Raw genomic sequence first — 22,982 nt, 5'->3', positions numbered from 1 at the left:
CGGGGAACCGAGCGAGCACCCACCGACCACCCGCAGACGAAACCGAAACCCCGAAAGGCGAACATGCACACCGCCCGCTTCACCCTGGACCCCGCTTTCACCGTCGGCGAGGTCAACCCCCGTCTCTTCGGCAGCTTCGTGGAACACCTCGGCCGCTGTGTCTACACCGGCGTCTTCGAACCGGGCCACCCCACCGCCGACGACAAGGGGCTGCGCCAGGACGTCCTGGACCTCGTGCGGGAACTCGGCGTCACCGCCGTGCGCTACCCCGGCGGCAACTTCGTCTCCGGATACAAGTGGGAGGACTCCGTCGGCCCCGCCGAGGACCGCCCCCGCCGCCTCGACCTCGCCTGGCACTCGACGGAGTCCAACCGCTTCGGCCTCTCCGAGTACATCGACTTCCTGCGCAAGATCGGCCCCCAGGCCGAGCCGATGATGGCCGTCAACCTCGGCACGCGCGGGGTCGCCGAGGCCCTCGAACTCCAGGAGTACGCCAACCACACCTCGGGCACCGCCCTGTCCGACCTGCGTGTCTCCCACGGCGACAAGGACCCCTTCGGCATCCGGCTGTGGTGCCTCGGCAACGAGATGGACGGCCCCTGGCAGACCGGCCACAAGACGGCCGAGGAGTACGGCCGCCTCGCCGCGGAGACGGCCCGGGCCATGCGCCAGCAGGACCCCGGCGTCGAACTCGTCGCCTGCGGCTCCTCCAGCCAGTCCATGCCGACCTTCGCCGAGTGGGAGGCGACGGTCCTGAAGGAGACGTACGACCTCGTCGACTACATCTCGCTGCACGCCTACTACTGGCCCGAGAACGGCGACCTCGACTCCTTCCTCGCCTCCGCCGTCGACATGGAGTCCTTCATCGACAACGTCGTCGCGACCGCCGACCACGTGGGCGCCCGGCTCAAGTCGAAGAAGCGGATCAACCTCTCCTTCGACGAGTGGAACGTCTGGTACCTGCCCGAGTGGGAGGCCCGCGCCAAGACCTTCGAGCAGGACGACTGGCCCGAGGCCCCGCGCCTGCTGGAGGACAACTACAGCGTGATGGACGCGGTGGTCTTCGGCTCGCTGCTCATCGCCCTGCTCCGGCACGCCGACCGCGTCACGGTCGCCTGCCTCGCCCAGCTCGTCAACGTCATCGCGCCGATCATGACCGAACCCGGCGGTCCGGCCTGGCGGCAGACCACTTTCTTCCCGTTCGCGCAGGCGTCGCGGTACGGCCGCGGCCAGGTCCTGGACGTTCGCGTGGACTCCCCGAAGCACGAGACGAAGAAGTACGGCGAGACCGACCTGCTGCACGCCACGGCCGTGCGCGCCGAGGACGGCACCGTCACCGTCTTCGCCGTCAACCGCAGCCGCACCGACGCCCTGCCGCTCGAAGTCGCCCTGAGCGGCCTCGACCTGGCGCGGGTCGTCGAACACAGCGCCCTCGCGGACGCCGATCCCGACGCCCGCAACACCCTCGACGACCCCGAGCGGGTCACCCCCCACCAGGTCGACGGCACGGCCCTCCAGGACGGCACCCTGAGCGCCGTACTGGAGCCGCTGTCCTGGAACGTGATCCGGCTGGCGTGACGGGCGGACCGGTCGATCCGGTCAGACCGGTTTCACGGGCACCCCTCCGGCCGCGGCACCCAGCAGCGTCAGCCGCACGTCCCCCGGCCCGGAGGGTGTGGTCCCGTCGGACAACACCGCCAACGCCAGTGTGTTGGCACCACGTGTGCGCAGGATCCCGTTCGGCAGCACGAAGGTGTGCTGCGGGCCCACGTCGTTGATGTACTGGCCCATGTTCCAGCCGTTGAGGAAGATCTGGACGCGGTAGGCCCGGCCCGGGTCGTCGTCGAGGACGAGTCCGACCGAGGCGTCGACGCCCGGGTCGACGTCCAGCCGGAAGTCCGTCCGGTACCAGGTGACGCCCTGCCGCCGCTCGGCCCGGGGCAGTTCGGCGCCCTTCCAGTCCTTGTCGTCGTACTCCGGCAGGTGCCAGCCCTCGCGCTCCCCGTGCAGCCCGCCGGTGTTCAGCGGCCCGCGCACGGGGTCGGGCGTGGCGGTGCCCTGGATGCGCCAGGTGACCTCGGGGGAGGCGCCCTCGAAGGTGACGGCGGTCAGTCCGCGCGCGGCCTTGTGCGTGTCGAGCGCCTTGCCGTCCATGTCGTGCTGCATCCGCCGCACGAGCACGGACAGCACGTGCCGCTGCCCCTTCTTCTCCTCACGGAACCTCTTGCGCAGTTCCTTCGGCAGGCCGAAGCGGGCCTTCGCGGTCCACGTCCCCTGCCGCGCCCGGGCCTTGTCCGGCACCGGCATCCGGTGCGTGCCCAGCGGCTCGCCGTCCAGCCAGGCCATCAGCAGCCCCTGGGTGCCGGTGCTGTAGGCGAGGGACACGGAGTCGATGCCGCTCGCGCCGGTCCACTCGCCCCGGTACCAGACGTCGCCGTAGTGGAAGCCGTAGTCGTCGGCGAACAGGACGGGCTGCCCGTCGGGCACGGGCGTGGTGCTGAAGGTCGTCGTCCTGTCGGCCGTCGTCCACTCCGAGTCGTCGAAGTCCGGTTCGGCCTCCGGGTTCCCGGTCCGGCGCCGCCAGCCGTCCAGGGCGGGCAGGACCGGCCGGGACACGCCGGGCAGCGGCCGCAGCGCCAGCAGACTGCCGGAGGCGCTGATCCGGCTGGGGACCGGGCGTCCGTTCCAGGTGACGTGGGTGATCCCGCGCGGCCCCCACACCTCCAGGCCGGTCTGCCCGGTGGTGTCGCCGGTGAGGTGGACGGTGGAGCCGCGCAGCTCGGCCGAGCGCAGCAGGGCGGGGCCGTAGACCAGGAGCGGACCGGACGGGGTCTCGTAGGGCCACAGCCGCAGGGCGGTGGCGTCGTCGGCGAACAGCACCAGCATCGGCGTGTCCACACCGTCGCCCTCGACCCGCACCCGGCTCAGCCCGCCGGCGCCCAGCGGAGCCGTGATGTTCAGCTTGCCCAGGTTGTACGCCCAGGCGGGCTCCGCGTCCAGCCGCATGGGCGTCGGCTCGTCCGCGCACTCCAGGACGACCTGGGCCATCTCGCCCCGGCGGCCCGCGAACACGGCGATGTCCTGCCGCCCGGCGGTCAGGCTCAGCATGGGCTGGACGGTGGAGTGCACCAGCGTCCGCTTCCCGAGCCTCAGACCGGCGGCGATCAGCTTGGCGTCCCGGGCTGGGACGGTGACGGGCACGTCGATCCCGGCGTCCGGCAGCGTCGAGGAGACCGCCTCGCCGGTGTCGTTGCGCAGGACGTAGAAGTGGGCGCCGGTGTCGGGGTTGGTCAGGTGGTAGACCTTGAGCCGCTCGTCGGTGGCCCGCACCGTCTTCGCCCGGTTCAGCTTGGCGAGGTCGGGCACGAACCGCAGCAACTGCCCGGTCTGGTGCATCGGGGCGAGCTTCGGGGTGGCGTTGCGGGCCTCGTCGAAGGCGGCGCCGTAGTCGTACGAGGTGTAGACGGCCGGCGCGGGCAGCCAGCCCCAGGAGGTGCCGCCGTACGTCATGTAGACGTTGTGCAGCGTGATGCCGTTGGCGAGGTTGGTGAGGTGGAAGCGCCGCTCGTACGCCGCGTCCCGGGTGCGGCGCGCCTCGGCGTACCCCTTGCCGTCGAACCAGGAGCCGCCCCACGGGTCGAACCAGCCCCCGCCGAACTCGGGCAGGAACCCGGGCGTCTTTGGACTGGCCGTCGCCCCGCCCTTCGCGCCGCCGGCCCCGAAGAGACCCCAGTCCGGCGGCACCCGGTCCGGCTCCGGATACCCGTCGAACCCGTACAGCCAGCGCCCCTTCTCGCCGCCGGTGCCGAACGACCCCGGGGCCCAGTGGCCGTTGCGGCCCTTGTCGTTGTGGAACAGCGGCACGTCGATGCCGTCGGCGCGGACCTTCTCGTAGAGGTACGCCATGTAGGCGCGCCCGGACGGCTCGTCGACGTGGGCGTCGTACTCGTTCTCGATCTGGTAGAGCAGGACGGTGCCCGTGCCCCGCGTGAACAGCCGCTTGGCGACGATGGCGTTGACCGCGGTCAGCCACTCGTCGACGTAGCGCAGATACGTCGGGTCGGAGGTCCGGGCCCGGCCCTCGGTCGCGGTCAGCCAGCCGGGGAAGCCGCCGGCGTCGACCTCCGCGTTGATGTACGGCCCCGGCCGCAGGATGACGTACATCCCCGTCTCGGCGGCCGTCCGCAGGAACAGGTCGAGGTCGCGCACGCCGGTGAAGTCGTACCGGCCGGGCGCGGGGGAGTGGTGGTTCCAGGCGACGTAGACGCTGACGGCGTTGAAGCCGTGTGCGCGCATCTTCTCCAGCACGTCCCGCCACAGCGACGGGCTCGGCAGCCGGAAGGGGTGCATCTCGCCGGACCAGAGCACCAGGCGGCGGCCGTCGACCAGCAGCGAGTAGTGGTCGAAGCCGACCTCGTGCCGTCTGCCGTCCGCGCCCGGCACCGGGGGCGGCGGGCCGGTGGGGGCGGTGCGTGCCGGATTGGCGGAGGTCGGCGACCCGCTGCCGGTCAGCGCGAAGCCGAGCGCCGCCGTGCCGGCCAGAGCGTGGAAGGTACGCCTGCTGAGCTCCAAGGGAGCGCCTCCTGTTGTGCCTTGCGGTGCGTGGTGCGTGGTGCGTGTGCACGATGTGTTGCGCGGTGCGTGTGCTCAATGTCTACAGGGTGACGGCGACAATGGTCCTATGAGGATCTCGGCACGTGCGGACTACGCGGTACGAGCGGTCGTGGAGCTGGCCGTCCGGCAGGGGGAGGGGCCGGTCAAGGCGGAGGCCGTCGCCACCGCGCAGGACATCCCCCACAAGTTCCTGGAGGGGATCCTCGGCGATCTGCGGCGCGGCGGTGTCGTCGACAGCCGGCGCGGCGGGGGCGGCGGCTATCGGCTGGCCCGGGAGGCCGCGGAGATCACGGTAGCGGACGTGATCCGGGCCGTGGACGGGCCGATCGTCTCGGTGCGCGGCGAGCGGCCGACCGGCCTCGCCTACTCCGGCACGGCCGAGCCGCTGCTGCCGTTGTGGATCGCCCTGCGGGCCAATGTGCGCAGGATCCTGGAGGGCGTGACGATCGCCGACCTCGCGGCCGGGACGCTGCCCGAGCCGGTGGAGCGGCTGGCGGCGGAACCGGCGGCCTGGGAGAACCCCTGAGGGGTGGCGGCCGGGTGCCGCGCGGTGCGTGGTCCTCATTCCGTCCTCGGTCCTCGCTCTGACGCACTGGTGCAACGCACCCTATGCGCCTGCCGGTACCCGGGTGAATTCCCGCCAGTGTGAATGGCCGGACAGCGACCTGGCCCACCCCTGCCGCCCTGCGTACGATGCGACCGCCCCCGCTCTTCACATCTCCTTCATGGAACGGTCACAGGTGGGGGTGCGTGCACTTGCCGCTCTGACATGTGCATGTTCATCTACCCTCACGATCCACCCCCCACGAACGGATGGGAGAACCATGGCCGGTGGCCTGCTCCTGAGCGGCGCGATCGCCGCGCTGCTCACCAGCGCACTTCCCGCGCAATCCCCGTCCTCCGGGTTCGACGACCCGCCCCCGGACAAGATCATCATCAAGGTCGCCACGGTGAACGGCTCCGGCTGCCCGCAGGGCACGGCGGCGGTCGCCGTTTCCGAGGACAACACGGCGTTCACAGTGACCTACAGCGACTACCTCGCCCAGGCCGGCGGGAACTCCGACCCGACCGCGTTCCGCAGGAACTGCCAGCTCAGCCTGGTCGTCCACGTCCCCGGCGGCTTCACCTACGCCATCGCGAGCGCGGACTACCGGGGCTTCGCCGCCCTCCAGCGTGGCGCGAGCGCCTCCCAGCGGGCCTCGTACTACTTCCAGGGCTCGCCCAGCACGGTGTACAAGAACCACCCCTTCAGCGGCCCCCTCAACGACAACTGGCAGGCCACCGACGAGACGGACTGGGCCCAACTGGTCTACGCGCCCTGCGGAGTCCAGCGCAACTTCAACATCAACACCGAGATCCGAGTCAACGCCGGCACCCAGTCGGCCGACAAGGTCAGCTTCATGACCATGGACTCCACGGACGGGGACATCAGCACGGTGTACCACCTGGCGTGGAAGGAGTGCCCGAAGAAGTCGTGACGGTGTGAACGGGGCGGCCTCACCGGGCCCGTGGTCCGGTGGGCCGCCCTTCGTGGTCGTGAGCGTCGTCCGGCCGGTGACCGGGCTCCGCCCCGGCCAGCGCCGTACCGAGAAGCACGTAGGCGGTGAGGGCCAGGAGCGGTATGTGCCCGCCCGGGCGGTCGATGTCGTCGGTGAAGTACCCGGAGAGCACCGCCCAGCCCAGCCCGCCGACGAGCACGAGGACGGTGTTGCCGCTCTCCCTCATCACCCCCATGCCGGCCCACAGCAGGAAGGGCATGAGAATCCATGAAGCGGCCGTGGTGAGCAGGAACTCGAAGGCGCCGGCCCACATGGCGTCCTCGCTCGCGGCCGCGCTGTCGCGTGCCCCCGCGAAGCCGGCGTACATGAGGGAGTGACAGGTCGCGGTGGAGACCGCGACGGTGACGGCGCCTTTGACTGATCGTGCGTAGCGCATGGCGGGAATCCTCACTCTTCGATGGGGGGCGGTCAGTCCAGGGGCGTGAGCGCCGCCGCGGTGGCCGTCACGAAGGCCTCCGGGTTGTCCAGCATGATGTTGTGGCCGCAGTCGGGGATCGCGACGACGGACACTCCGGCCTCGGTGAGGGCGTCGGCGCCCGGGAGCGGGCCTTCGGACTGCGGGAGCAGGAAGGTGCGGGGGATCGTCAGCTCCAGCAGGAGCTCGCGCATGGTGGGGTCGGTGCCGCGCGTGAGGTGGAACGCGCTGCGGTGCAGGGCCTCCCGGCCGGCCAGGCGCATCGTGGACCACCAGTGGGGACCGACCCGGTCGCGGACCTCCTCCCAGCCGCCGCCCGTCACGAACTCCTCCTCGGAATAGGCGGCGATACCGCTGCTGCCCGACGAACCGGGTCGATCAGGACCAGCCGGGAGACCAGGTGGGGGTGGCGGGCCGCCAGGACGATCGCCACCGAGCCGCCCATGCTGTGGGCGATCAGCTCTGCGCCGGAGACACCCGCCGAGGTCAGGGCGCCGGCGAGCGCGTCGGCGTGTGATTCCAGTGTGTAGTCGAAGTGCGCCGGGCGGTCGCTGATGCCGTGACCCAGGAGGTCCAGCAGCAGTGAGCGGCGCCCGGCCAGCCTCGGATCGACCGCGACCTCCGTGAAGTAGGCCGGCGAGGTGGCGCCCAGGCCGTGCACGTAGACGCGCGGCGGCTCCTGCCCCGGAAGGTCGACCCAGCGGATTCGATCGCCCTCGGGCGTCACGGCGGCGCTGCGCACTGTCTGCATCTCCTGCGGTCACGAGTTGGCGGAGAAACGACAGTAGCCAGCGGTGGAGGTGGCAGGGTCTCGCACCATGGAGTTCTTCTGCTATCACCGTGACCGGTCCGGCTCCCTGCCGTTGCGGGAGGAACTGGGGGAGGCGCACTGGGCCTACATGGACCGGTACGAGGCGGAACTGATCGCCCGCGGGCCGACGTTCGCCGCCGACGGGGAGACGCCCACCGGCAGCGTCCACATCGTCGATCTGCCGGACCCCGCCGCCGCCCGCGCGTTCGCCTTCGACGAGCCCAACCAGCAGGCCGGCGTGTACCGGGACGTCCTGCTGCGGCGGTGGCGCAACCTGCTGGGGCGCACCATGTGGGACTTCCCCGGGAGCCGTACGGAGGGCCATCAGTACCTGGTACTCGGCCTCGGTGAAGGCCCGGGCGCCGACCTCGACGTACCGCCCGGCCGCGACGACCTGATCGCGTACGGGCCGCTGCTGTCCGACGACGGCGACATCTGGGTCGGTACGGCTGCGCTGGTCCGGGCCCCGGACGCGGAGTCGGCACGTGCCGTGCTGACCCGGGAGCGGTACGCCGTCGTCGAGGTGCACGACTGGGAGTTCGGCGGACGCCGGTGACGACCCGTCGAAGTGTCCTGTGGGGCGGGTGTGAAATTCCTTGCGTCTGGCGGGTGTTGAGCGCGACATGACCCAGAGACCGGCACCCCGCCCCCTGTCCGACGAAGCACTCTCCGACCTGCTCGGCAGACAGCAGTTCGGCACGCTCGCCACCGTCAAGCGCAGCGGCCACCCGCACCTGACCACCATGGTGTACAGCTGGGACCCCCAGGCCCGCATCGTGCGGTTCTCCACGACGGCCGACCGCGTCAAACTCGCGCACCTGCGCCGCGACCCGCGTGCGGCGCTGCACGTCCAGGGCGGAGACGTGTGGTCGTTCGCCGTCGCCGAGGGCGAGGCCGAGATCTCCGACATCACGACCACTCCGGGCGACCCGGTGGGCCGCGAACTCCTCGCCATGATCCCGCCGTCCGCCAGGCCGGAGGACGAGGAGACCTTCCTGCGGCACCTGGTGGACGAACGCCGCGTGGTCATCCGGCTGAAGGTCGACCGGCTGTACGGAACGGCACTCGACATCGACGGCTGAGTCGCCGTCCGCCGCCGATCACCGGTCAGGCGAGACCGTGGGTCTGGACGTCGCGCGGCAAGGAGGGGCCGGCGTGTCGGGAGCGGGGCGCCGGTTCCGCCAGCCGCCCTCCGCCGCGAACGGCCCGCCCCGGCTGCCGATCATCGCCACCGCTTCCTCCCGGGCCGCCCCGACCGCCCGGTGATCCCTCGGGCTCACCACGCCGAGCCGGCGGCCCTGTGCGTACTCGTCCTCGTCTTTCCAGTCCCCTTGCGACCAGAAGGCGTTCACGCTGAACCAGGCCTCCGGCGGGACCCACCGCAGGTGTGTACCGCGGAGCCGGGGCGGCGCCCCACGACCCGTGCCTCGGGTCGTGTCCTCGGCCACCCGGAGGGCGTGGGCGCTCCACACCTTCCGGCGGAACAGGCCACGTCGCGCGGCCACCTCGCCCGGCCGGAACCGTCGCATGGCGCACCTCCCGAACGCTGACGCGCCGCGTCGGCGCGGGGGTTGTCCCGCGGTCGCCGGCCTGTCGGCGTACGCGCCCGGGGTGAGCCGCTCGCGGTTGTTGCTGCGCGGAGCATTGACGCGCAAGGGGTTCGATTCTACGGTCCGTTCGAACTTGCGATCGCTGTTCGAGATATCGAGCAGCCTTTCACCCCCACCGCAAGGAGAGGACCCGCATGAGCCGCAGTCCCCGCACCCTCCGCAGGCGAACCGCCCTCTTCGCCCTCCCCGCCGCCGCCCTCCTGGCGCTGATTCCGGGCACGGCGTCCGCGTACCCCAACCCGGGCCGGGTCACCGGTGACGTCGTCACCCACGACCCGTCGATGATCCGCACCTCCTCCGGGCAGTACCTGCTGTACGCCACCGGCGGCGGCATCGCCAACAAGACCTCGAGCGACCGCACCGCCTTCCGGAACGGCAGCGACGCCTTCTCCAGCAGGCCGAGCTGGTGGCGGACCTACTCCTCCGTCCCGGAGGCCTGGGCGCCCGACATCTCGTACCACGGCGGCAAGTACCTGATGTACTACTCCGTCTCGAAGTTCGGCTCGAACACCTCCGCCATCGGCCTCGCCACCTCCAGCACCGGCCAGCCGGGAAGCTGGACCGACCAGGGCACCGTCTACACCTCGAACTCCGGCAGCGACTTCAACGCCATCGACCCGAACCTCTTCGTGAACGACGACGGCAAGTGGTGGCTGTCGTTCGGCAGTTGGTGGACCGGCATCAAGATGATCCAGATCAACCCGTCCACCGGGAAGCAACTGGCCGGCAGCACCACGCGGTACTCGCTCGCCTCCCGCCCCACCGGGACCAAGGCCGTCGAGGCGCCCTTCATCGTCAAGCGAGGCGGCTACTACTACCTCTTCGCCTCGTACGACACCTGCTGCAACGGGACGAGCTCGACGTACAAGGTCAAGGTCGGGCGAGCATCCAGCGTCACCGGGCCGTACCGCGACAAGAACGGCGTCGACCTGATGAACAACGGCGGCACGCCCGTCCTCGAGTCGCACGGCAGCGTCATCGGCCCCGGCGGCCAGTCGATCATGAACGACGGCGACGGCGACCTGATCGTCTACCACTACTACGACGGCAACGCCGGCGGCACACCCAAACTCGGTATCAACCTCCTGAACTGGAGCAGCGGATGGCCCGTCGCCTACTGACCCTGCTGGCGGCCCTGCTGCTCGCGCTGAGCCTCGGCCAGCCCTCCGCGAGCGCCGCCTCCTTCTCCAACCCGGTCAAGTCCGTCAAAGGCGCCGACCCCTGGATCTCCTACCACGACGGCAACTACTACCTGGTGACGACCAGTTGGACCGACGTCATCACCGTCCGCAGATCCACCACCCTCGCCGGGCTCTCGACCGCGCCCAGCGTGCAGGTGTGGAAGGGCGATGCCGCCTCCCGCTGCTGCAACATCTGGGCGCCGGAGCTGCACTTCCTCAACGGCCGCTGGTACCTGTACTACGTCGCCGGGCAGAACGTCTCCGACTACAACCCGACGCAGCGCAGCCACGTGCTGGAGAGCGCCGGGTCCGACCCCATGGGCCCGTACACCTACAAGGGGCAGCTCAACAGCGCGTGGATGCTGGACCCGAGCGTGCTGAACGTCGGGGGCAGGCTGTACATGCTCGGCAGCGCGAACACGGGCGGGACGCAGAACGTCGTCATCGCCCCGATGTCCAACCCGTACACCGTCAGCGGCTCGTACTCGACGATCTCGACCCCGACGTACGCCTGGGAGCGGCAGGGCGGCACGGTCAACGAGGGCGCGGAGATCCTGCAGCGAAACGGCCGGACCTTCCTGATCTACTCGGCGAGCGGCTGCTGGACGCCCGACTACAAGCTCGGGCAACTGGAGCTGACCGGCTCCAACCCGCTGTCCGCCTCCTCCTGGACCAAGAAGTCCACGCCCGTCTTCCAGCGCAGCGATGCCAACGGGGTCTACGGCCCCGGTCACAACGGCTTCTTCACCTCGCCCGACGGCCGCGAGAACTGGATCGTCTACCACGCCAACGACTCCGCCTCCGAGGGCTGCGACAACGGCCGTACGACCCGGGCGCAGAAGTTCACCTGGAACTCCGACGGCACGCCGAACCTCGGTACCCCGGTGCGGCTGGGGGCCTCCCTCGCCGGACCCTCCGGCGAACCCGCCTCCGCCGCGACGACCTACACGGTCACCAACCGCAACAGCGGCAAGTGCCTGGAGGTGGCGGGCGGTTCCTCGGCCGACGGAGCCGACGTCCAGCAGTACGGGTGCAACGGAGGCGCCAACCAGCGCTGGCGCCTGGAGGACCTCGGCGACGACACGCACCGGCTGGTGAACGTCGCCACCGGCAAGGTCCTGGACACCGCCGACTGCTCGACCGCCGACGGCGCGGACCTGCGCCAGTGGTCCTGGCTGAACAACACCTGCCAGCGGTTCCGGTTCGTCGCCACGGACGGCGGCCACGTCCGCATCGTCAATCAGGCCACGGGCAAGGTGGCCGACGTCGCCGACTGCTCCACGGCGGACAGCGCTGACGTACGCCAGTGGACATGGCGCAACAACAATTGCCAGCAGTGGAAACTGACGGCGGTGTAGTCACCTCGGAGGGCGCGGGGAACCGCGAGACAAGCCACGACGGACCCCGCGCCCGCCCGGTCACAGAATCCGCCTACGGCGAGAACGCGCTATCCGGCCTGCCCCATCCCCGCCGCGTTGGGCCAGTTCTGCGCGGCGGGCCACCCCGTGGCCGGCGCCGGCGTCAGCCCGTTCGTACCCCGCACCTGCGCGGCCGTCAGCCCACCCCGGGCCGGGACACCGGGCGGCGTGGGCCCGGTGAACGGCGCGGCCATGGGCGTCGGCGCGGCCATGGGCGTCGGCGCGGGCATGGGGGCCGGTGCCGGGGCTTGGGCCGCCGGCGCCAGGGGCGGTGCCGGGGCGGCCATCGGCTGGGGAGCGGGCTGCGGCACCGACTGCGGCATCTGGGGCTGCGGCATCTGCGCCGCAGCCGGCATCGGCATCCCACCGGTCGTGCCCGCCGGTACGGCGGACGCGGCGGCGGGGAGCGGCACGCCGATGCCGGTGACCGGAACGGGGGCGGGGGCCGGAGCGGGGGCGAGTCCCGGCCCACCGCCGGCACCGGTACTCGCGGCCGCGGGCGTGGGCACCGGCGCGGGGGAGAACCCCGGGCCGCCCGCACCCGCGCTCGCGGCAGCCGGAGCCGCGGCGAGCCCCGGCCCCCCGGCGGCAGCCGGCGCCGCGGCCATCCCCACGGCCTGCGCCGCGAGCCCCCGCATGCCCGACCCGTTCGTCTCGCTCACCAGACGGTCCACGGCCGCCGTACCCGAGCTGTAGCTGGTCCCGTTGCCCAGCTCGGGTACGGCGGCTCCCCTCCTGGACGTCCCGTAGAGCACCTGTTCCAGGCCGGACACCAGGCGACGCACGTCCACCTGGGGGCGCACCACGAGACGCAGGAAGCGACTGGACGAACCGATCTTGTTGCCGCACTCGCGGACCAGGATCCGGTGCTCGGTGAGCATCCGGTCCCGGACCACGGTGCCCTCGGCGCCCACGGGGAGGCGCACGAAGAGGAAGTTGCCCTGCGACGGGTAGACCGTGAGGCCGGGCAGGGAGGAGAGCTGGCCGGCCATGTCGAGGCGGTCGCGGCGCACCTGCGTCAGGCTCTGCGCGTACTCGGCGCCGTGCTCCTTCAGCATGAAGACGACGTGCTCGGCGAAGGAGTTGAGGTTCCACTTCGGGAGCATCGAACGGACCCGGCCCGCGAGCGCCGGGTTGGCGACGAGGTAGCCGAAGCGGATGCCGTGCAGGCCGAAGTTCTTGCCGAGGCTGCGCAGCACGACGACGTTGGGCCGCAGCATCGCCTCCTGGACGACGGACGGTTCGGCCTCGGCGTCCGCGAACTCCAGGAACGACTCGTCGACGACGATCAGGTCGAGGTCGGCCATGGCGTCCATGAACTGCACGACGGCGTGCTTGTGCAGGAAACCGCCGTCGGGGTTGTTCGGGTTGCAGATCACCGCGACGCGGGTGCCGCGGGCCCGGATGAACTCGGCGTACTGCGCGAGGTCGAGGGCGAAGCCATTGGACTCCTGGAGCGGGAACATGTCGACCCGCTTGCCGGTCTCCATCGGCTGGTCGGTCCAGCGGCCGAAGGTCGGGACGGGAACGGCGAGGGACTCGCGCACCAGCAGGTGGTCGATCCAGGTGATGAGCTCGGTCGAGCCGTTGCCCATGGCCACGCACTGCGGGGGCAGCTGGAGCAGGCTGCACAGCTCGGCGGTGATCGTGTCGGCGCTGCTCGGGTAGTACGTGATGATGTCGCGCAGCCGGCCCGCCATGTCCTCGAACATGGCCGGGGTCGGGAAGTACGGGTTGCAGGGGATACAGAAGTCCACGGGGCCGGCTCCCTCGCCGCCCTCGCGTGTCAGAGCCGCCATCGACGGGCTGTGTGCCGCGGTACTGCGGAACAGCGACGTGACGTTGTCGGCCATGGAACCTCCGTATGAGGCGGGCCCGTTGGGGACGGCCGGGCCCGACGTTCAAGGGCGGCCCGCGCGGGGGAGCGCGGGCCGCCCTCTCATACGGAGACCACGGAGGCACTGTTCAACCGTCGGGAAAACGGTCGGAACATGTGCTCCTTCTGTGAAGGCCTGTCAGGGGCCTCAGCAGCCGAACGTGTGGATCGTGGTCGTCCGGTAGGTCTGCCCCGGTCGCAGCACCGTCGACGGGAACTTCGGCTTGTTCGGCGAGTCCGGGAAGTGCTGCGTCTCCAGGCACAGCGCGTCGCCCTGCCGGTAGGTGCGGCCGGACGGGCCGGTCAGCGTGCCGTCGAGGAAGTTGCCGGAGTAGAACTGCAGGCCCGGCTCGTTCGTGGCGATCTTCAGGCTGCGGCCGGAGGCAGGGTCGCGCAGGGTCGCGACGTGCTCGGGCCGGGCGGTGATGCCCTTGTCGAGGACCCAGTTGTGGTCGAAGCCCTTGGCGGTCACCAGCTGCGGGTGCGAGACGCGGATGTCCCGGCCGATCGGCTTGGCCCGGGTGAAGTCGAACGGCGTGCCCGCGACCTTGGCCAGCTCGCCCGTCGGGATCAGGCCCGCGTCGGTGGGCGTGTAGCGGGAGCCCGCGATGTGCAGCTCGTGGTCCTCGATCGTACCGCTGCCCTCGCCGGCCAGGTTCCAGTAGACGTGGCTGGTGAGGTTGACGACGGTGGCCTTGTCCGTGGTGGCCTCGTAGTCGATGCGCCAGTCGCCGTGCCGGGTGAGCGTGTACGTCACCTTCGTCTTGAGCGTGCCCGGGTAGCCCATCTCGCCGTCGACGCTCGTGTAGTACAGGTGCAGACCGACGTCGGAGCCCTTGGTGAACGGCTCGACGTCCCACACGCGCTTGTCGAAACCCTGGGTGCCGCCGTGCAGGCTCTGCTCGCCGTCGTTCACGGACAGCTGGTAGTTCTTGCCGTCGAGGGTGAACTTGCCCTTGCCGATGCGGTTGCCGTAACGGCCGATCAGCGCGCCGAAGTACGGGGTCTTCGCGACGTAGTCCTCGAGGTTGTCGAAACCCGCGGAGACGTTGGCGTACCGGCCGCGACGGTCGGGGATCTCCAGGGACTGGACGACACCGCCCCAGGACAGGACCTTCAGGCGGGTGCCGCCGTTCTCCAGCGACCAGCTGTAGACCTTGGTGCCGTCGGCCAGCTTGCCGAAGAGCGTCTTCACCGGCTTCCTGCCTCCCGTGGCGTGCGCCGTGCCGCCGAGCGTGGTGGCGGCTATGCCCGCCGCCGCTGCTCCCGCGATGACCGTGCGTCTGTTCAGTTCCATGTGTGCGGCTCCCGATAAGGAGAGGGCCCCGCCTGGTGGCGGGGCCCCGATCTGACTTATGAACCGACCTTGCGCTTGTTCCACACGTCGAACCCGACCGCCGCCAGCAGCACCAGGCCCTTGATGACCTGCTGCCAGTCGGTGCCGATGCCGACGAGGTTCATACCGTTGTTCAGCACGCCCAGGACCAGGCCACCGATGATCGCGCCGAGCACGGTGCCGACACCGCCGCTCATCGACGCGCCGCCGATGAACGAGGCCGCAATCGCCTCCAGCTCGAAGTTGAGGCCGGCCTTGGGAGAGGCCGCGTTGAAGCGGGCGGCGAAGACCAGACCCGCCAGGGCCGCGAGCATGCCCATGTTCAGGAAGACCAGGAAGGTGACCTTCTTGTCCTTCACACCCGACAGCTTGGCCGCCGGGAGGTTGCCGCCGATGGCGTAGATGTGGCGGCCGATGATCGCGTTGCGCATGACGTAGCCGAAGCCGACGAGCAGCACGCCCAGGATGAGCAGCACGATCGGGGCGCCCTTGTAGCTGGCCAGCAGCATGGTGAGCGTCAGCACCGCGGCGCCGATCGCGACCAGCTTCAGCAGGAACAGCTTGGCGGGCGGGACCTCCAGGTTGAACTCCTGCTGCCGCTTGCGGTCACGGACCTCCTGGAAGATCACGAAGGCGATCATCGCGAAGCCCAGCAGCAGGGTGAGGTTGTGGTAGTTCGTGTTCGGGCCGACCTCGGGCAGGAACCCGTTGGCGACCTTCTGCAGCCCGTCCGGGAACGGGCCGAGGGTCTGGCCCTCCAGGAAGATCTCGGTCAGACCGCGGAAGATCAGCATGCCCGCCAGGGTCACGATGAACGACGGTATGCCGCCGTACGCGATGAAGAATCCCTGTACGGCACCCGCGACCGCGCCCACGGCCAGGCACAGCACCACGGCGAGGGGCCACGGCAGGTCCTGCTTGACCATGAACACGGCGGCCATCGACCCGACGAAGGCCGTCAGCGAGCCGACCGACAGGTCGATGTGGCCGGCGATGATGACCAGCATCATGCCGATCGCGAGGATCAGGATGTAGCTGTTCTGCAGCACCAGGTTGGAGACGTTGCGCGGCAGCAGCAGGTCACCGTCGGTCCAGACGGCGAACAGGACCACGATCAGGCCCAGCGCGATCAGCATGCCGTACTGCCGCATGTTGCGGCGCATGCCGTCGATCACCAGCTGCAGCAGGCCGTCGGCCGCGGCCCCTCCGCTCTTGCCCGGGGGCGCGGGGGCCGGGCTCTTGGCGGTCACGTCCGTGCTCATCGGGTTACCTCTTTGTCCTTCGTCATCTGACGCATCAGCGATTCCTGGGAGGCCTCGGCCCGCGAGAACTCACCCGTCAGCCGCCCCGCGGCCATCGTGTAGATGCGGTCGCACATGCCGAGCAGCTCGGGCAGCTCGGAGGAGATGAAGACGACCGCCTTGCCCTGGGCGGCCAGCTGGTCGATGACCGTGTAGATCTCGTACTTGGCACCGACGTCGATGCCGCGCGTCGGCTCGTCCAGGATCAGCACGTCCGGACCCGAGAAGATCCACTTGCTGAGGACGACCTTCTGCTGGTTGCCGCCGGACAGCTTGCCCACCGGCTCGAACACCGTCGGCGCCTTGATGTTCATGGACTTGCGGAAGCCCTCGGCGACCTGCCGCTCCTCGTGCTCGTCGACCACACCGCGCTTGGCGACCTTGCCCAGGGCGCTCAGCGAGATGTTCCGGTTGATGGTGTCGATGAGGTTGAGGCCGTAGTGCTTGCGGTCCTCGGTGACGTAGGCGATGCCGTGCTTGACCGCCTCGGGGACGGACTTCGTACGGATCTCCTTGCCGTCCTTGAGGACGGTGCCGCCCGCGTACCGGCCGTAGGTCCGCCCGAAGACGCTCATCGCGAGTTCGGTGCGGCCGGCGCCCATGAGACCGGCGATCCCGACGATCTCCCCGCGCCGCACGTGGATCGACACGTCGTCGCACACCTTGCGCTGCTGGTCGATCGGGTGGTGCACGGTCCAGCCCCGGATCTCCAGGGCGGGTGCCGCGCCCTCCTCGGGCTCGTGCGGCGACCGCTCGGGGAAGCGGTTCTCCAGGTCGCGGCCGACCATGCCGCTGATGATCCGGTCCTCGGTGGTCTCCGCGGCCTTCACATCGAGGGTCTCGATGGTCTGGCCGTCGCGGAGGATCGTCACCGAGTCGGCGACCTTGCGGATCTCGTTGAGCTTGTGGGAGATGATGATCGAGGTGATGCCCTGCTTCTTCAACTCCAGGATGAGATCCAGGAGTTTGCCGCTGTCCTCGTCGTTCAGGGCGGCGGTCGGCTCATCCAGGATGAGCAGCTTCACCTTCTTCGACAGGGCCTTCGCGATCTCCACGAGCTGCTGCTTGCCCACGCCGATGTCGGCGACGCGGGTGTCGGGGTGGTCGCCGAGACCCACCCGGCGCAGCAGCTCGGTGGCGTGCCGCAGCGTCTCGGTCCAGCTGATGATCCCCCGGGTGGCGTGCTCGTTGCCGAGGAAGATGTTCTCCGCGAGGGAGAGGTAGGGCACCAGCGCCAGTTCCTGGTGGATGATCACGATGCCGCGCTCTTCGCTGGCCCGGATGTCCTTGAACTGGCAGACCTCACCCTCGAAGAGGATGTCGCCCTCGTACGTGCCGTGCGGGTGGACGCCGGAGAGGACCTTCATGAGGGTCGACTTGCCGGCGCCGTTCTCCCCGCAGATGGCGTGGACCTCGCCCTGCTGGACGGTCAGTGTGACGTCCGACAGCGCCTTGACGCCGGGAAAGGTCTTGACGATCGAGCGCATTTCCAGGACGGGTCCCGCCATGGTCGTGCCTTCCAATCAGTGGTGAATCTCGGTCGGTGGCGGGGACTACTTGAGGTCGCTCTCCTTGATGTAGCCGGAGTCGACGACCTCCTTCTGGTAGTTCGCCTTGTCGACCGCGACCGGCTCCAGCAGGTAGGCCGGAACGACCTTCGCGCCGTTGTCGTAGGTCTTGGTGTCGTTGACCTCGGGCTTCTTCTTGTTGAGCAGCGCGTCGACCATGTTCGAGGACACCTTGGCGAGCTGGCGGGTGTCCTTGTAGACGGTCATCGACTGCTGGCCGGCGATGATCGACTTCACCGAGGCGACCTCGGCGTCCTGGCCCGTGACGACCGGCAGCGGCTTGCTCTTGGAGCCGTAGTCGTCGGACTTCAGCGCCGACAGGATGCCGATGGAGATGCCGTCGTAGGGGGAGAGGACGGCGTCGACCCGCTGGCTCTTGTAGGCCGAGGTCAGGATGTCGTCCATGCGCTTCTGGGCGGTGCCGCCGTCCCAGCGCAGGGTGGTGACCTGGTTGAGCTTGGTCTGGCCGGAGCGGACGACGAGCTGCTTCTTGTCGATGTAGGGCTGCAGGACCTTCATCGCGCCCTGGAAGAAGTAGCGGGTGTTGTTGTCGTCGTTGGAGCCGGCGAACAGCTCGATGTTGAAGGGACCCTTCTTGGAGCCGTCCTTCAGGCCGAGCTTCTCGACGATGTAGCTGCCCTGGAGCTCGCCGACCTTCTCGTTGTCGAACGAGGCGTAGTAGTCGACGTTCTGCGTGCCGAGGATCAGGCGGTCGTAGGAGATGACCGGGATGTTCGCGTCCTTGGCCTGCTGGAGCACGTTGTTCATCGACTTGTTGTCGATCGCGGCGATGATCAGCGCCTTGACGCCCTGCGTGATCAGGTTCTCGACCTGCGAGACCTGCTGGTCCGGGTCGTCCTCGCCGTAGACCAGCTTGGTCTTGTAGCCCTTGGACTCCAGGTCCGCGACGACGTTCTTGCCGTCGGCGATCCAGCGCTCGGAGGACTTGGTCGGCATCGCGATGCCGATGGTGGCGCCCTTGGTGTCCCCTTCGGCCTCCTTGCCGCCACCCTCGCCGCTCTGACCGCAGGCGGACAGGGTCAGGGCGAGGGACGCGGCTCCGGCTATGGCGGTGAGGGCGGCTCTGCGGTTACGCATGATCGTCATCCTTGATCTGTGGCAGGGCTCGGTCTGGGAGGCGCGAAGTCGCTCCGGGTGGTCGTGCCGGAAAGACCGAGAAGAGATGTGTCGGATTGTGGTCGGCTGTGTCTTCTTTTGTGAAGCCGAGTTTCCGGAACGTTATGCCGAGATTTCGAACCGTTGCAGATCGCCGGGCATCCGGGACCCGAGCGGTGCCATGTCGCCGTCCGCGCCGTGGCGGGCCAGCAGGTCCAGGGCGAGCCGGCCGCGGCGCACCCGCTCCTTGGCGGTGGCCAGCGTCAACTCCCGCATGTGGTGCCCGTACGGGTAGATCCCGGGGGCCTTGGACAGGCCGAACTTCAGGTACAACGGGGCCCCGCGTCTGATGAGTTCGGCCACCTCGTACATCCGGACGTAGCCGCCGAGGTCGTCGGGGGCCTCGATGTACATGTCCATCGGGGCGCTCGACACCCGTCGTATCTCGGTCAGGTGATCGAGCGTCAGGTCGCTGGGCACATTGACCGAGTCGGCGCCGAGGCGCTCGTAGACCGCGTACGCGGCCGGGTTGACGGGGCCGATGAGCGCGGAGACCTTCAGCGTCGTGTCGGCCGGGATGATCCCGGCGGCCCGGGCCCGGTGCAGCGTCCACAGCACGCCCTCGTCGGCGACGAGCAGGCACTTGACGCCCAGCTCCGTGGCCCTGACGGCGTCTTCGACGCAGCCGGCGACGGCGTCGTGGCCGCGGGCACGCAGTCCGGCGCCCCGCGAGTCGGTGCGCGTGGACCCGCCGATGTCCCAGGTGCCGCGCGGCCCGGTGAACAGGCAGAGCTCGATGTCGCGCTCGGCCGTCGCCTCGACCATCTCGGTGATCTCGGCGTCGGACAGCATCCACACGCCGCTGCCCTGGCTGATCCGGTGGATCGGTACGTCCAGCCGCGAGGCCTCCTTCAGGACCACCGCCAGTGCCTCGGGACCCTCACAGGAGGGGATCTCGGTGCGCCAGCGGCCGCCGCCCGGGAAGGAGTGCGGAGAGGCGTCGGCGGGGTCGGGAGCGGGCGCGTTCAGGCCCAGGGCGGTGAGCGCCTGCTCACCGGGCCTGCGTGCTGCCGGAGCGGAAGCGTCGGTCACGGGAATGTCCTTCGGTTCGATATGTCGGACGATGTTCGCGGCTCTGGGGCGCCGAGGCAAGGGGTACGGCAAAGTTGGGTGTACGCCGGTACGGGAGCCGTCAGGTTGCCCCCGTACCGGCGTACGTCTAGGGGCGGAGCAGGACCTTGCCCACCTTCGGGTCGCCGGCCCCGACCAGCTCGATGGCCTGCGAGAACTCGGTGAGCGGTAGCTCGTGCGTCACCAGCGGCAGCGGGTCGAGCAGACCGGCGGCGAACACCCGCACCGTGTGCGCCCAGGCGTCCGGCGGCGCACCGAACACGGTGTGCACCTCCAGCTGCCGTACGACGAGGTCGGTCGGGTCGAGACCGTCGGCGTCCGGCGCCGGGATGCCGGTCAGGACCAGCCGGCCGCCCCGCCTGAGCAGACCGGCCGAGATCCGGGCGGCGTCCGCGGACCCGGCCGTCTCGATCACCACGTCGAAGTCGTCGGGGAGTTCCTGGTCCTTCGTCCGGAAGTCCGTCGCGCCGTACTGCCGTGACAGCGCCTCGCGGTCCCGGCGGGTGCCGACCACCAGCAGCTCGGCCGGCGAGTTCGCCTTCAGGAACTGCACGGCGAACATGCCGAGGGTGCCGGTGCCGACCACGGCGACGCGCTCACCGGGCTGTGCGTTGCCCTTCAGCGCGGCGGCCGCGATGCAGGCGGCGGGCTCCAGGAGGGCGGCGGCCGTGAGGTCGCAGTCGTCCGGGAGGGCGTGCAGGAGGCGGGCCGGGAGGGTCAGCGTGGCCGCCATCGCGCCCGGCTGGGTGAACCCGGTCTCCTCGTACCCGGCCGTGCACAGGGTCGTGTCGCCCGCGTGGCAGCGGTCGCAGACCTGACAGTTTCGAAAGCCCTCGCCGACGACCTTGCGGCCGACGAGGGACGCCGGGACACCGGCGCCCACGGCCTCCACCGTCCCGGACCACTCGTGGCCCGGGGTCAGCGGATAGCGCACATAGCCCTCGGGGCGGTTGCCCTGGTAGACCTCGCGGTCGCTGCCGCAGATGCCCGAGGCGTGGACCCGCACGAGGGCCTCGCCCGGCTCGGGCGGCCGGGGCTCGTGCGGGACGAGCCGGTGCTCGCCCGGGGCGTCGACGACGACCGCGGTGCTCACTGCGAGCCCTTCGGCTTGCGCTGTTCCCAGCCCTCCGCCCAGAGGTCGAACCGGGCCTGCTGCTGCGGGAACTCGGCAGCGGCGTCGACGTCCAGCTCCACCCCGAGGCCCGGGGCGTCGGAGAAGTGGAAGCAGCCGTCCTCCGGGTTCACCTGCGGGGCGCCCTTGACGACCTTCTTGATCTCCGCGTCGGCGAAGTCGTTGAAGTGCTCCAGGATCTTGAAGTTCGGGGAGGTGAAGCCGACCTGAAGGGACGCGGCGGTCAGGACCGAGCCGCCCACGTTGTGCGGAGCCACCAGCATGTAGTGCGTCTCGGCGGTCGCCGCGAGCTTGCGGGTCTCCCAGATGCCGCCGATGTGGCCGACGTCCGGCTGGATGATGTCGACGGCCTGGCTGTCGAACAGCTCGCGGAACTCGATCCGGTCGTGGATGCGCTCACCGGTGGCGACCGGCATGTCGACCTTGGCGGCGACCTTCTCCAGCGCCTTGAGGTTCTCCGGCGGGACCGGCTCCTCCAGCCACGCCGGCTTGAACGGCGCCAGCTCCTTGGCCAGGCGCACGGCCGTGGCGGGGGAGAAGCGGCCGTGCATCTCCAGCATCAGCTCGGCCTCGGGGCCGATGGCGTCGCGGACGGCCTCGATCAGGGAGACGGCGTACAGCGTCTCCTTGTGGTCCAGCTCGAAGTGCCCGGTGCCGAAGGGGTCGATCTTCAGTGCCCGGTAGCCGCGCTCCATGACCCCCTGGGCGGCCTTGTGGTACGCCTCCGGGGTCCGCTCGGTGGTGTACCAGCCGTTGGCGTACGCCTTGACCTTGTCCGTGACCTTGCCGCCCAGCAGCTGCCAGACGGGGACGCCCAGGGCCTTGCCCTTGATGTCCCAGCAGGCCATCTCGATCACGGCGATGCCGGACATCACGATCTCGCCCGCACGGCCGTAGTCGCCGTACTTCATGCGCTTGACGAGGTCCTCGACAGCGAAGGGGTCGGACCCGAGGATGTGATTGGCCTCGGCCTCCCTCAGGTATCCGAGAAGGGCGTCGGTGTGTCCCAGCATCCGGGTCTCGCCGACTCCGGTGATGCCTTCGTCGGTGTGCACCTGGACGTACGTCAGGTTGCGCCACGGCGTCCCGACCACGTGTGTGCTGATTCCGGTGATGCGCACGGCGGTTGTCCCTCGCAGGTTCGTCGGCTCAGTTCTGTCAGTTTGTTCCGTCAGCGTCCCGTTCGTGCTCCGGCGACTCGGACTGTTCGAGATTTCGGCACACGTTCGAAATGCTGGCGTGACAGTAAGGATCGGGCGGCGGGGGTGTCAATGGGTCGCGCGCATAACGGTTTCGACAGTTTCGAAACCCTCGAGGAGGCGTGTCCCTACAGAACCTTCACAGATGGATCTAGGAACGTGACCGGCGCGGAACTTAATCTTCCCGCGTCATGGACTACTGCGACCCGTGCCGTCGGCACCTCAACGGCGCCCTTGCCTGCCCGGGGTGCGGCACCTCGGCCGAAGCGCTGCGCCGGCCCGAGCCGGAGTACGGCGGCTACGGCGCCACCGCGTCGGGGAGCACGGGCGACGCTCCGGAAGGGCCCGCAGAGCCGTACGCGCCGGACGACGCACACGGCGACGACGAGGGCGAGGACGAGGACGAGGGCGACGGCGAGCACCTGGGACGTGCCGCGCGTCGCCGCGGGCGGGGGCGCGGGCCGGCCGCCGACGGCCCGGGCGGGGCGAGCCGGCGGGACCGCAAGGCCGCGGCGCACCGCCGGCGGCGGCGCAGGACCCTCTTCGTGGCGGCCGGGTTCGTGCTGGCCGCGGGGGGCCTGAGCCTCGCGGAGCTCGGCATGGACGCCCCTAGCTCCACACCCAGGCCGGCCGCCGCCGGAGGCGAGTCCCCGGACGGGGACGCGTCGGCCGAGGTGGGGGAGCCTGGCAGCGCCCCGGGCGGCGAGACGGGGGC

The 22,982-nt window shown here is 70.1% G+C and carries 17 protein-coding genes and 1 pseudogene; 7 read left to right on the top strand and 11 right to left on the bottom strand.

Annotated elements, in window-relative coordinates; translation table 11 throughout:
- The first annotated feature begins 63 nt into the window (after nt 1-63).
- The gene (locus tag ACFY9E_RS08915; RefSeq protein WP_390980830.1) at nt 64-1,578 is read left to right on the top strand and encodes an alpha-L-arabinofuranosidase C-terminal domain-containing protein; all 1,515 of its coding nucleotides are present in this window, start codon (nt 64-66) and stop codon (nt 1,576-1,578) included.
- 21 nt (nt 1,579-1,599) lie between these two features.
- On the opposite strand, the gene ACFY9E_RS08910 is transcribed toward ACFY9E_RS08915, so the two are convergent.
- A complete protein-coding gene (locus ACFY9E_RS08910) occupies nt 1,600-4,572 on the bottom strand; it encodes a beta-galactosidase (RefSeq protein WP_390980828.1) in 2,973 nt (990 codons plus the stop codon).
- A gap of 109 nt (nt 4,573-4,681) precedes the next feature.
- Here ACFY9E_RS08910 and ACFY9E_RS08905 point away from each other — a divergent pair, with 109 nt between their 5' ends.
- Both ACFY9E_RS08905 and ACFY9E_RS08900 read left to right on the top strand, forming a co-directional pair.
- Nucleotides 4,682-5,140, top strand: coding sequence for an Rrf2 family transcriptional regulator (locus ACFY9E_RS08905; RefSeq protein ID WP_390980826.1), 459 nt, complete (start codon nt 4,682-4,684; stop codon nt 5,138-5,140).
- 298 nt (nt 5,141-5,438) lie between these two features.
- Nucleotides 5,439-6,092, top strand: a complete 654-nt coding sequence (locus tag ACFY9E_RS08900) for a DUF4360 domain-containing protein (protein WP_390980825.1) — start codon at nt 5,439-5,441, stop codon at nt 6,090-6,092.
- 19 nt (nt 6,093-6,111) lie between these two features.
- On the opposite strand, the gene ACFY9E_RS08895 is transcribed toward ACFY9E_RS08900, so the two are convergent.
- Together ACFY9E_RS08895 and ACFY9E_RS08890 are read right to left on the bottom strand one after the other, a co-directional pair.
- Nucleotides 6,112-6,549, bottom strand: coding sequence for a hypothetical protein (locus tag ACFY9E_RS08895; RefSeq protein WP_390980823.1), 438 nt, complete (start codon nt 6,547-6,549; stop codon nt 6,112-6,114).
- Nucleotides 6,550-6,581: 32 nt separating this feature from the next.
- Nucleotides 6,582-7,330 (bottom strand): annotated as a pseudogene (locus ACFY9E_RS08890) (alpha/beta fold hydrolase).
- Nucleotides 7,331-7,406: 76 nt separating this feature from the next.
- Between ACFY9E_RS08890 and ACFY9E_RS08885 the strand changes: the two are divergent.
- The 4 genes from ACFY9E_RS08885 to ACFY9E_RS08870 all read left to right on the top strand — a co-directional run bounded on the left by ACFY9E_RS08885 (nt 7,407) and on the right by ACFY9E_RS08870 (nt 11,548).
- A complete protein-coding gene (locus ACFY9E_RS08885; RefSeq protein ID WP_390980821.1) occupies nt 7,407-7,955 on the top strand; it encodes a YciI family protein in 549 nt (182 codons plus the stop codon).
- A 67-nt stretch (nt 7,956-8,022) separates the two neighbouring features.
- Nucleotides 8,023-8,481, top strand: a complete 459-nt coding sequence (locus ACFY9E_RS08880) for a TIGR03618 family F420-dependent PPOX class oxidoreductase (protein ID WP_390980819.1) — start codon at nt 8,023-8,025, stop codon at nt 8,479-8,481.
- Nucleotides 8,482-9,143: 662 nt separating this feature from the next.
- A complete protein-coding gene (locus ACFY9E_RS08875) occupies nt 9,144-10,130 on the top strand; it encodes a family 43 glycosylhydrolase (RefSeq protein ID WP_390980817.1) in 987 nt (328 codons plus the stop codon).
- Complete coding sequence (locus tag ACFY9E_RS08870) at nt 10,112-11,548, top strand: family 43 glycosylhydrolase (protein ID WP_390980815.1); 1,437 nt, start codon at nt 10,112-10,114, stop codon at nt 11,546-11,548. Before ACFY9E_RS08875 ends, ACFY9E_RS08870 begins: the two co-directional genes overlap by 19 nt.
- An 89-nt stretch (nt 11,549-11,637) precedes the next feature.
- Here the strand turns inward: ACFY9E_RS08870 and ACFY9E_RS08865 are convergent, their stop codons facing one another.
- From ACFY9E_RS08865 to ACFY9E_RS08830, 8 genes are all read right to left on the bottom strand, one after another.
- On the bottom strand, nt 11,638-13,461 hold the full coding sequence (locus ACFY9E_RS08865) for an aminotransferase class I/II-fold pyridoxal phosphate-dependent enzyme (protein WP_390980813.1): 1,824 nt from the start codon (nt 13,459-13,461) through the stop codon (nt 11,638-11,640).
- A 171-nt stretch (nt 13,462-13,632) separates the two neighbouring features.
- Entirely contained in the window at nt 13,633-14,781 is a 1,149-nt protein-coding gene (locus tag ACFY9E_RS08860; RefSeq protein ID WP_390980811.1) for a galactose-1-epimerase, read from the bottom strand.
- Between the two features lie 56 nt (nt 14,782-14,837).
- Entirely contained in the window at nt 14,838-16,082 is a 1,245-nt protein-coding gene (gene mmsB / locus ACFY9E_RS08855) for a multiple monosaccharide ABC transporter permease (RefSeq protein WP_390980809.1), read from the bottom strand.
- The gene (gene mmsA / locus ACFY9E_RS08850; protein WP_390980807.1) at nt 16,079-17,629 is read right to left on the bottom strand and encodes a multiple monosaccharide ABC transporter ATP-binding protein; all 1,551 of its coding nucleotides are present in this window, start codon (nt 17,627-17,629) and stop codon (nt 16,079-16,081) included. Before mmsA ends, mmsB begins: the two co-directional genes overlap by 4 nt.
- A 45-nt stretch (nt 17,630-17,674) precedes the next feature.
- Complete coding sequence (gene chvE, locus ACFY9E_RS08845) at nt 17,675-18,787, bottom strand: multiple monosaccharide ABC transporter substrate-binding protein (protein ID WP_390980805.1); 1,113 nt, start codon at nt 18,785-18,787, stop codon at nt 17,675-17,677.
- 141 nt (nt 18,788-18,928) lie between these two features.
- Complete coding sequence (locus ACFY9E_RS08840; protein WP_390980803.1) at nt 18,929-19,897, bottom strand: hypothetical protein; 969 nt, start codon at nt 19,895-19,897, stop codon at nt 18,929-18,931.
- 127 nt (nt 19,898-20,024) lie between these two features.
- Nucleotides 20,025-21,029, bottom strand: coding sequence for an alcohol dehydrogenase catalytic domain-containing protein (locus ACFY9E_RS08835; RefSeq protein ID WP_390980801.1), 1,005 nt, complete (start codon nt 21,027-21,029; stop codon nt 20,025-20,027).
- Nucleotides 21,026-22,189: an enolase C-terminal domain-like protein gene (locus tag ACFY9E_RS08830; protein ID WP_390980799.1), complete on the bottom strand. Its 1,164-nt coding sequence runs from the start codon at nt 22,187-22,189 to the stop codon at nt 21,026-21,028. Before ACFY9E_RS08830 ends, ACFY9E_RS08835 begins: the two co-directional genes overlap by 4 nt.
- Between the last annotated feature and the right edge of the window lie 793 nt (nt 22,190-22,982).

It is taken from the genome of Streptomyces sp. NPDC012466, assembly GCF_042955215.1.
GTDB lineage: Bacteria > Actinomycetota > Actinomycetes > Streptomycetales > Streptomycetaceae > Streptomyces.
This window is presented reverse-complemented; position numbering and strand designations above follow the sequence as displayed.

Excerpts from the sequence above, each read along its gene's own strand:
- mmsB (WP_390980809.1), bottom strand. The coding sequence starts at position 16,082 with ATGAGCACGGACGTGACCGCCAAGAGCCCGGCCCCCGCGCCCCCGGGC.
- ACFY9E_RS08880 (WP_390980819.1), top strand. The coding sequence starts at position 8,023 with ATGACCCAGAGACCGGCACCCCGCCCCCTGTCCGACGAAGCACTCTCC.
- chvE (WP_390980805.1), bottom strand. The coding sequence starts at position 18,787 with ATGCGTAACCGCAGAGCCGCCCTCACCGCCATAGCCGGAGCCGCGTCC.
- ACFY9E_RS08905 (WP_390980826.1), top strand. The coding sequence starts at position 4,682 with ATGAGGATCTCGGCACGTGCGGACTACGCGGTACGAGCGGTCGTGGAG.
- ACFY9E_RS08895 (WP_390980823.1), bottom strand. The coding sequence starts at position 6,549 with ATGCGCTACGCACGATCAGTCAAAGGCGCCGTCACCGTCGCGGTCTCC.
- ACFY9E_RS08915 (WP_390980830.1), top strand. The coding sequence starts at position 64 with ATGCACACCGCCCGCTTCACCCTGGACCCCGCTTTCACCGTCGGCGAG.
- ACFY9E_RS08860 (WP_390980811.1), bottom strand. The coding sequence starts at position 14,781 with ATGGAACTGAACAGACGCACGGTCATCGCGGGAGCAGCGGCGGCGGGC.
- ACFY9E_RS08900 (WP_390980825.1), top strand. The coding sequence starts at position 5,439 with ATGGCCGGTGGCCTGCTCCTGAGCGGCGCGATCGCCGCGCTGCTCACC.
- ACFY9E_RS08885 (WP_390980821.1), top strand. The coding sequence starts at position 7,407 with ATGGAGTTCTTCTGCTATCACCGTGACCGGTCCGGCTCCCTGCCGTTG.
- ACFY9E_RS08875 (WP_390980817.1), top strand. The coding sequence starts at position 9,144 with ATGAGCCGCAGTCCCCGCACCCTCCGCAGGCGAACCGCCCTCTTCGCC.
- ACFY9E_RS08865 (WP_390980813.1), bottom strand. The coding sequence starts at position 13,461 with ATGGCCGACAACGTCACGTCGCTGTTCCGCAGTACCGCGGCACACAGC.
- ACFY9E_RS08870 (WP_390980815.1), top strand. The coding sequence starts at position 10,112 with ATGGCCCGTCGCCTACTGACCCTGCTGGCGGCCCTGCTGCTCGCGCTG.
- mmsA (WP_390980807.1), bottom strand. The coding sequence starts at position 17,629 with ATGGCGGGACCCGTCCTGGAAATGCGCTCGATCGTCAAGACCTTTCCC.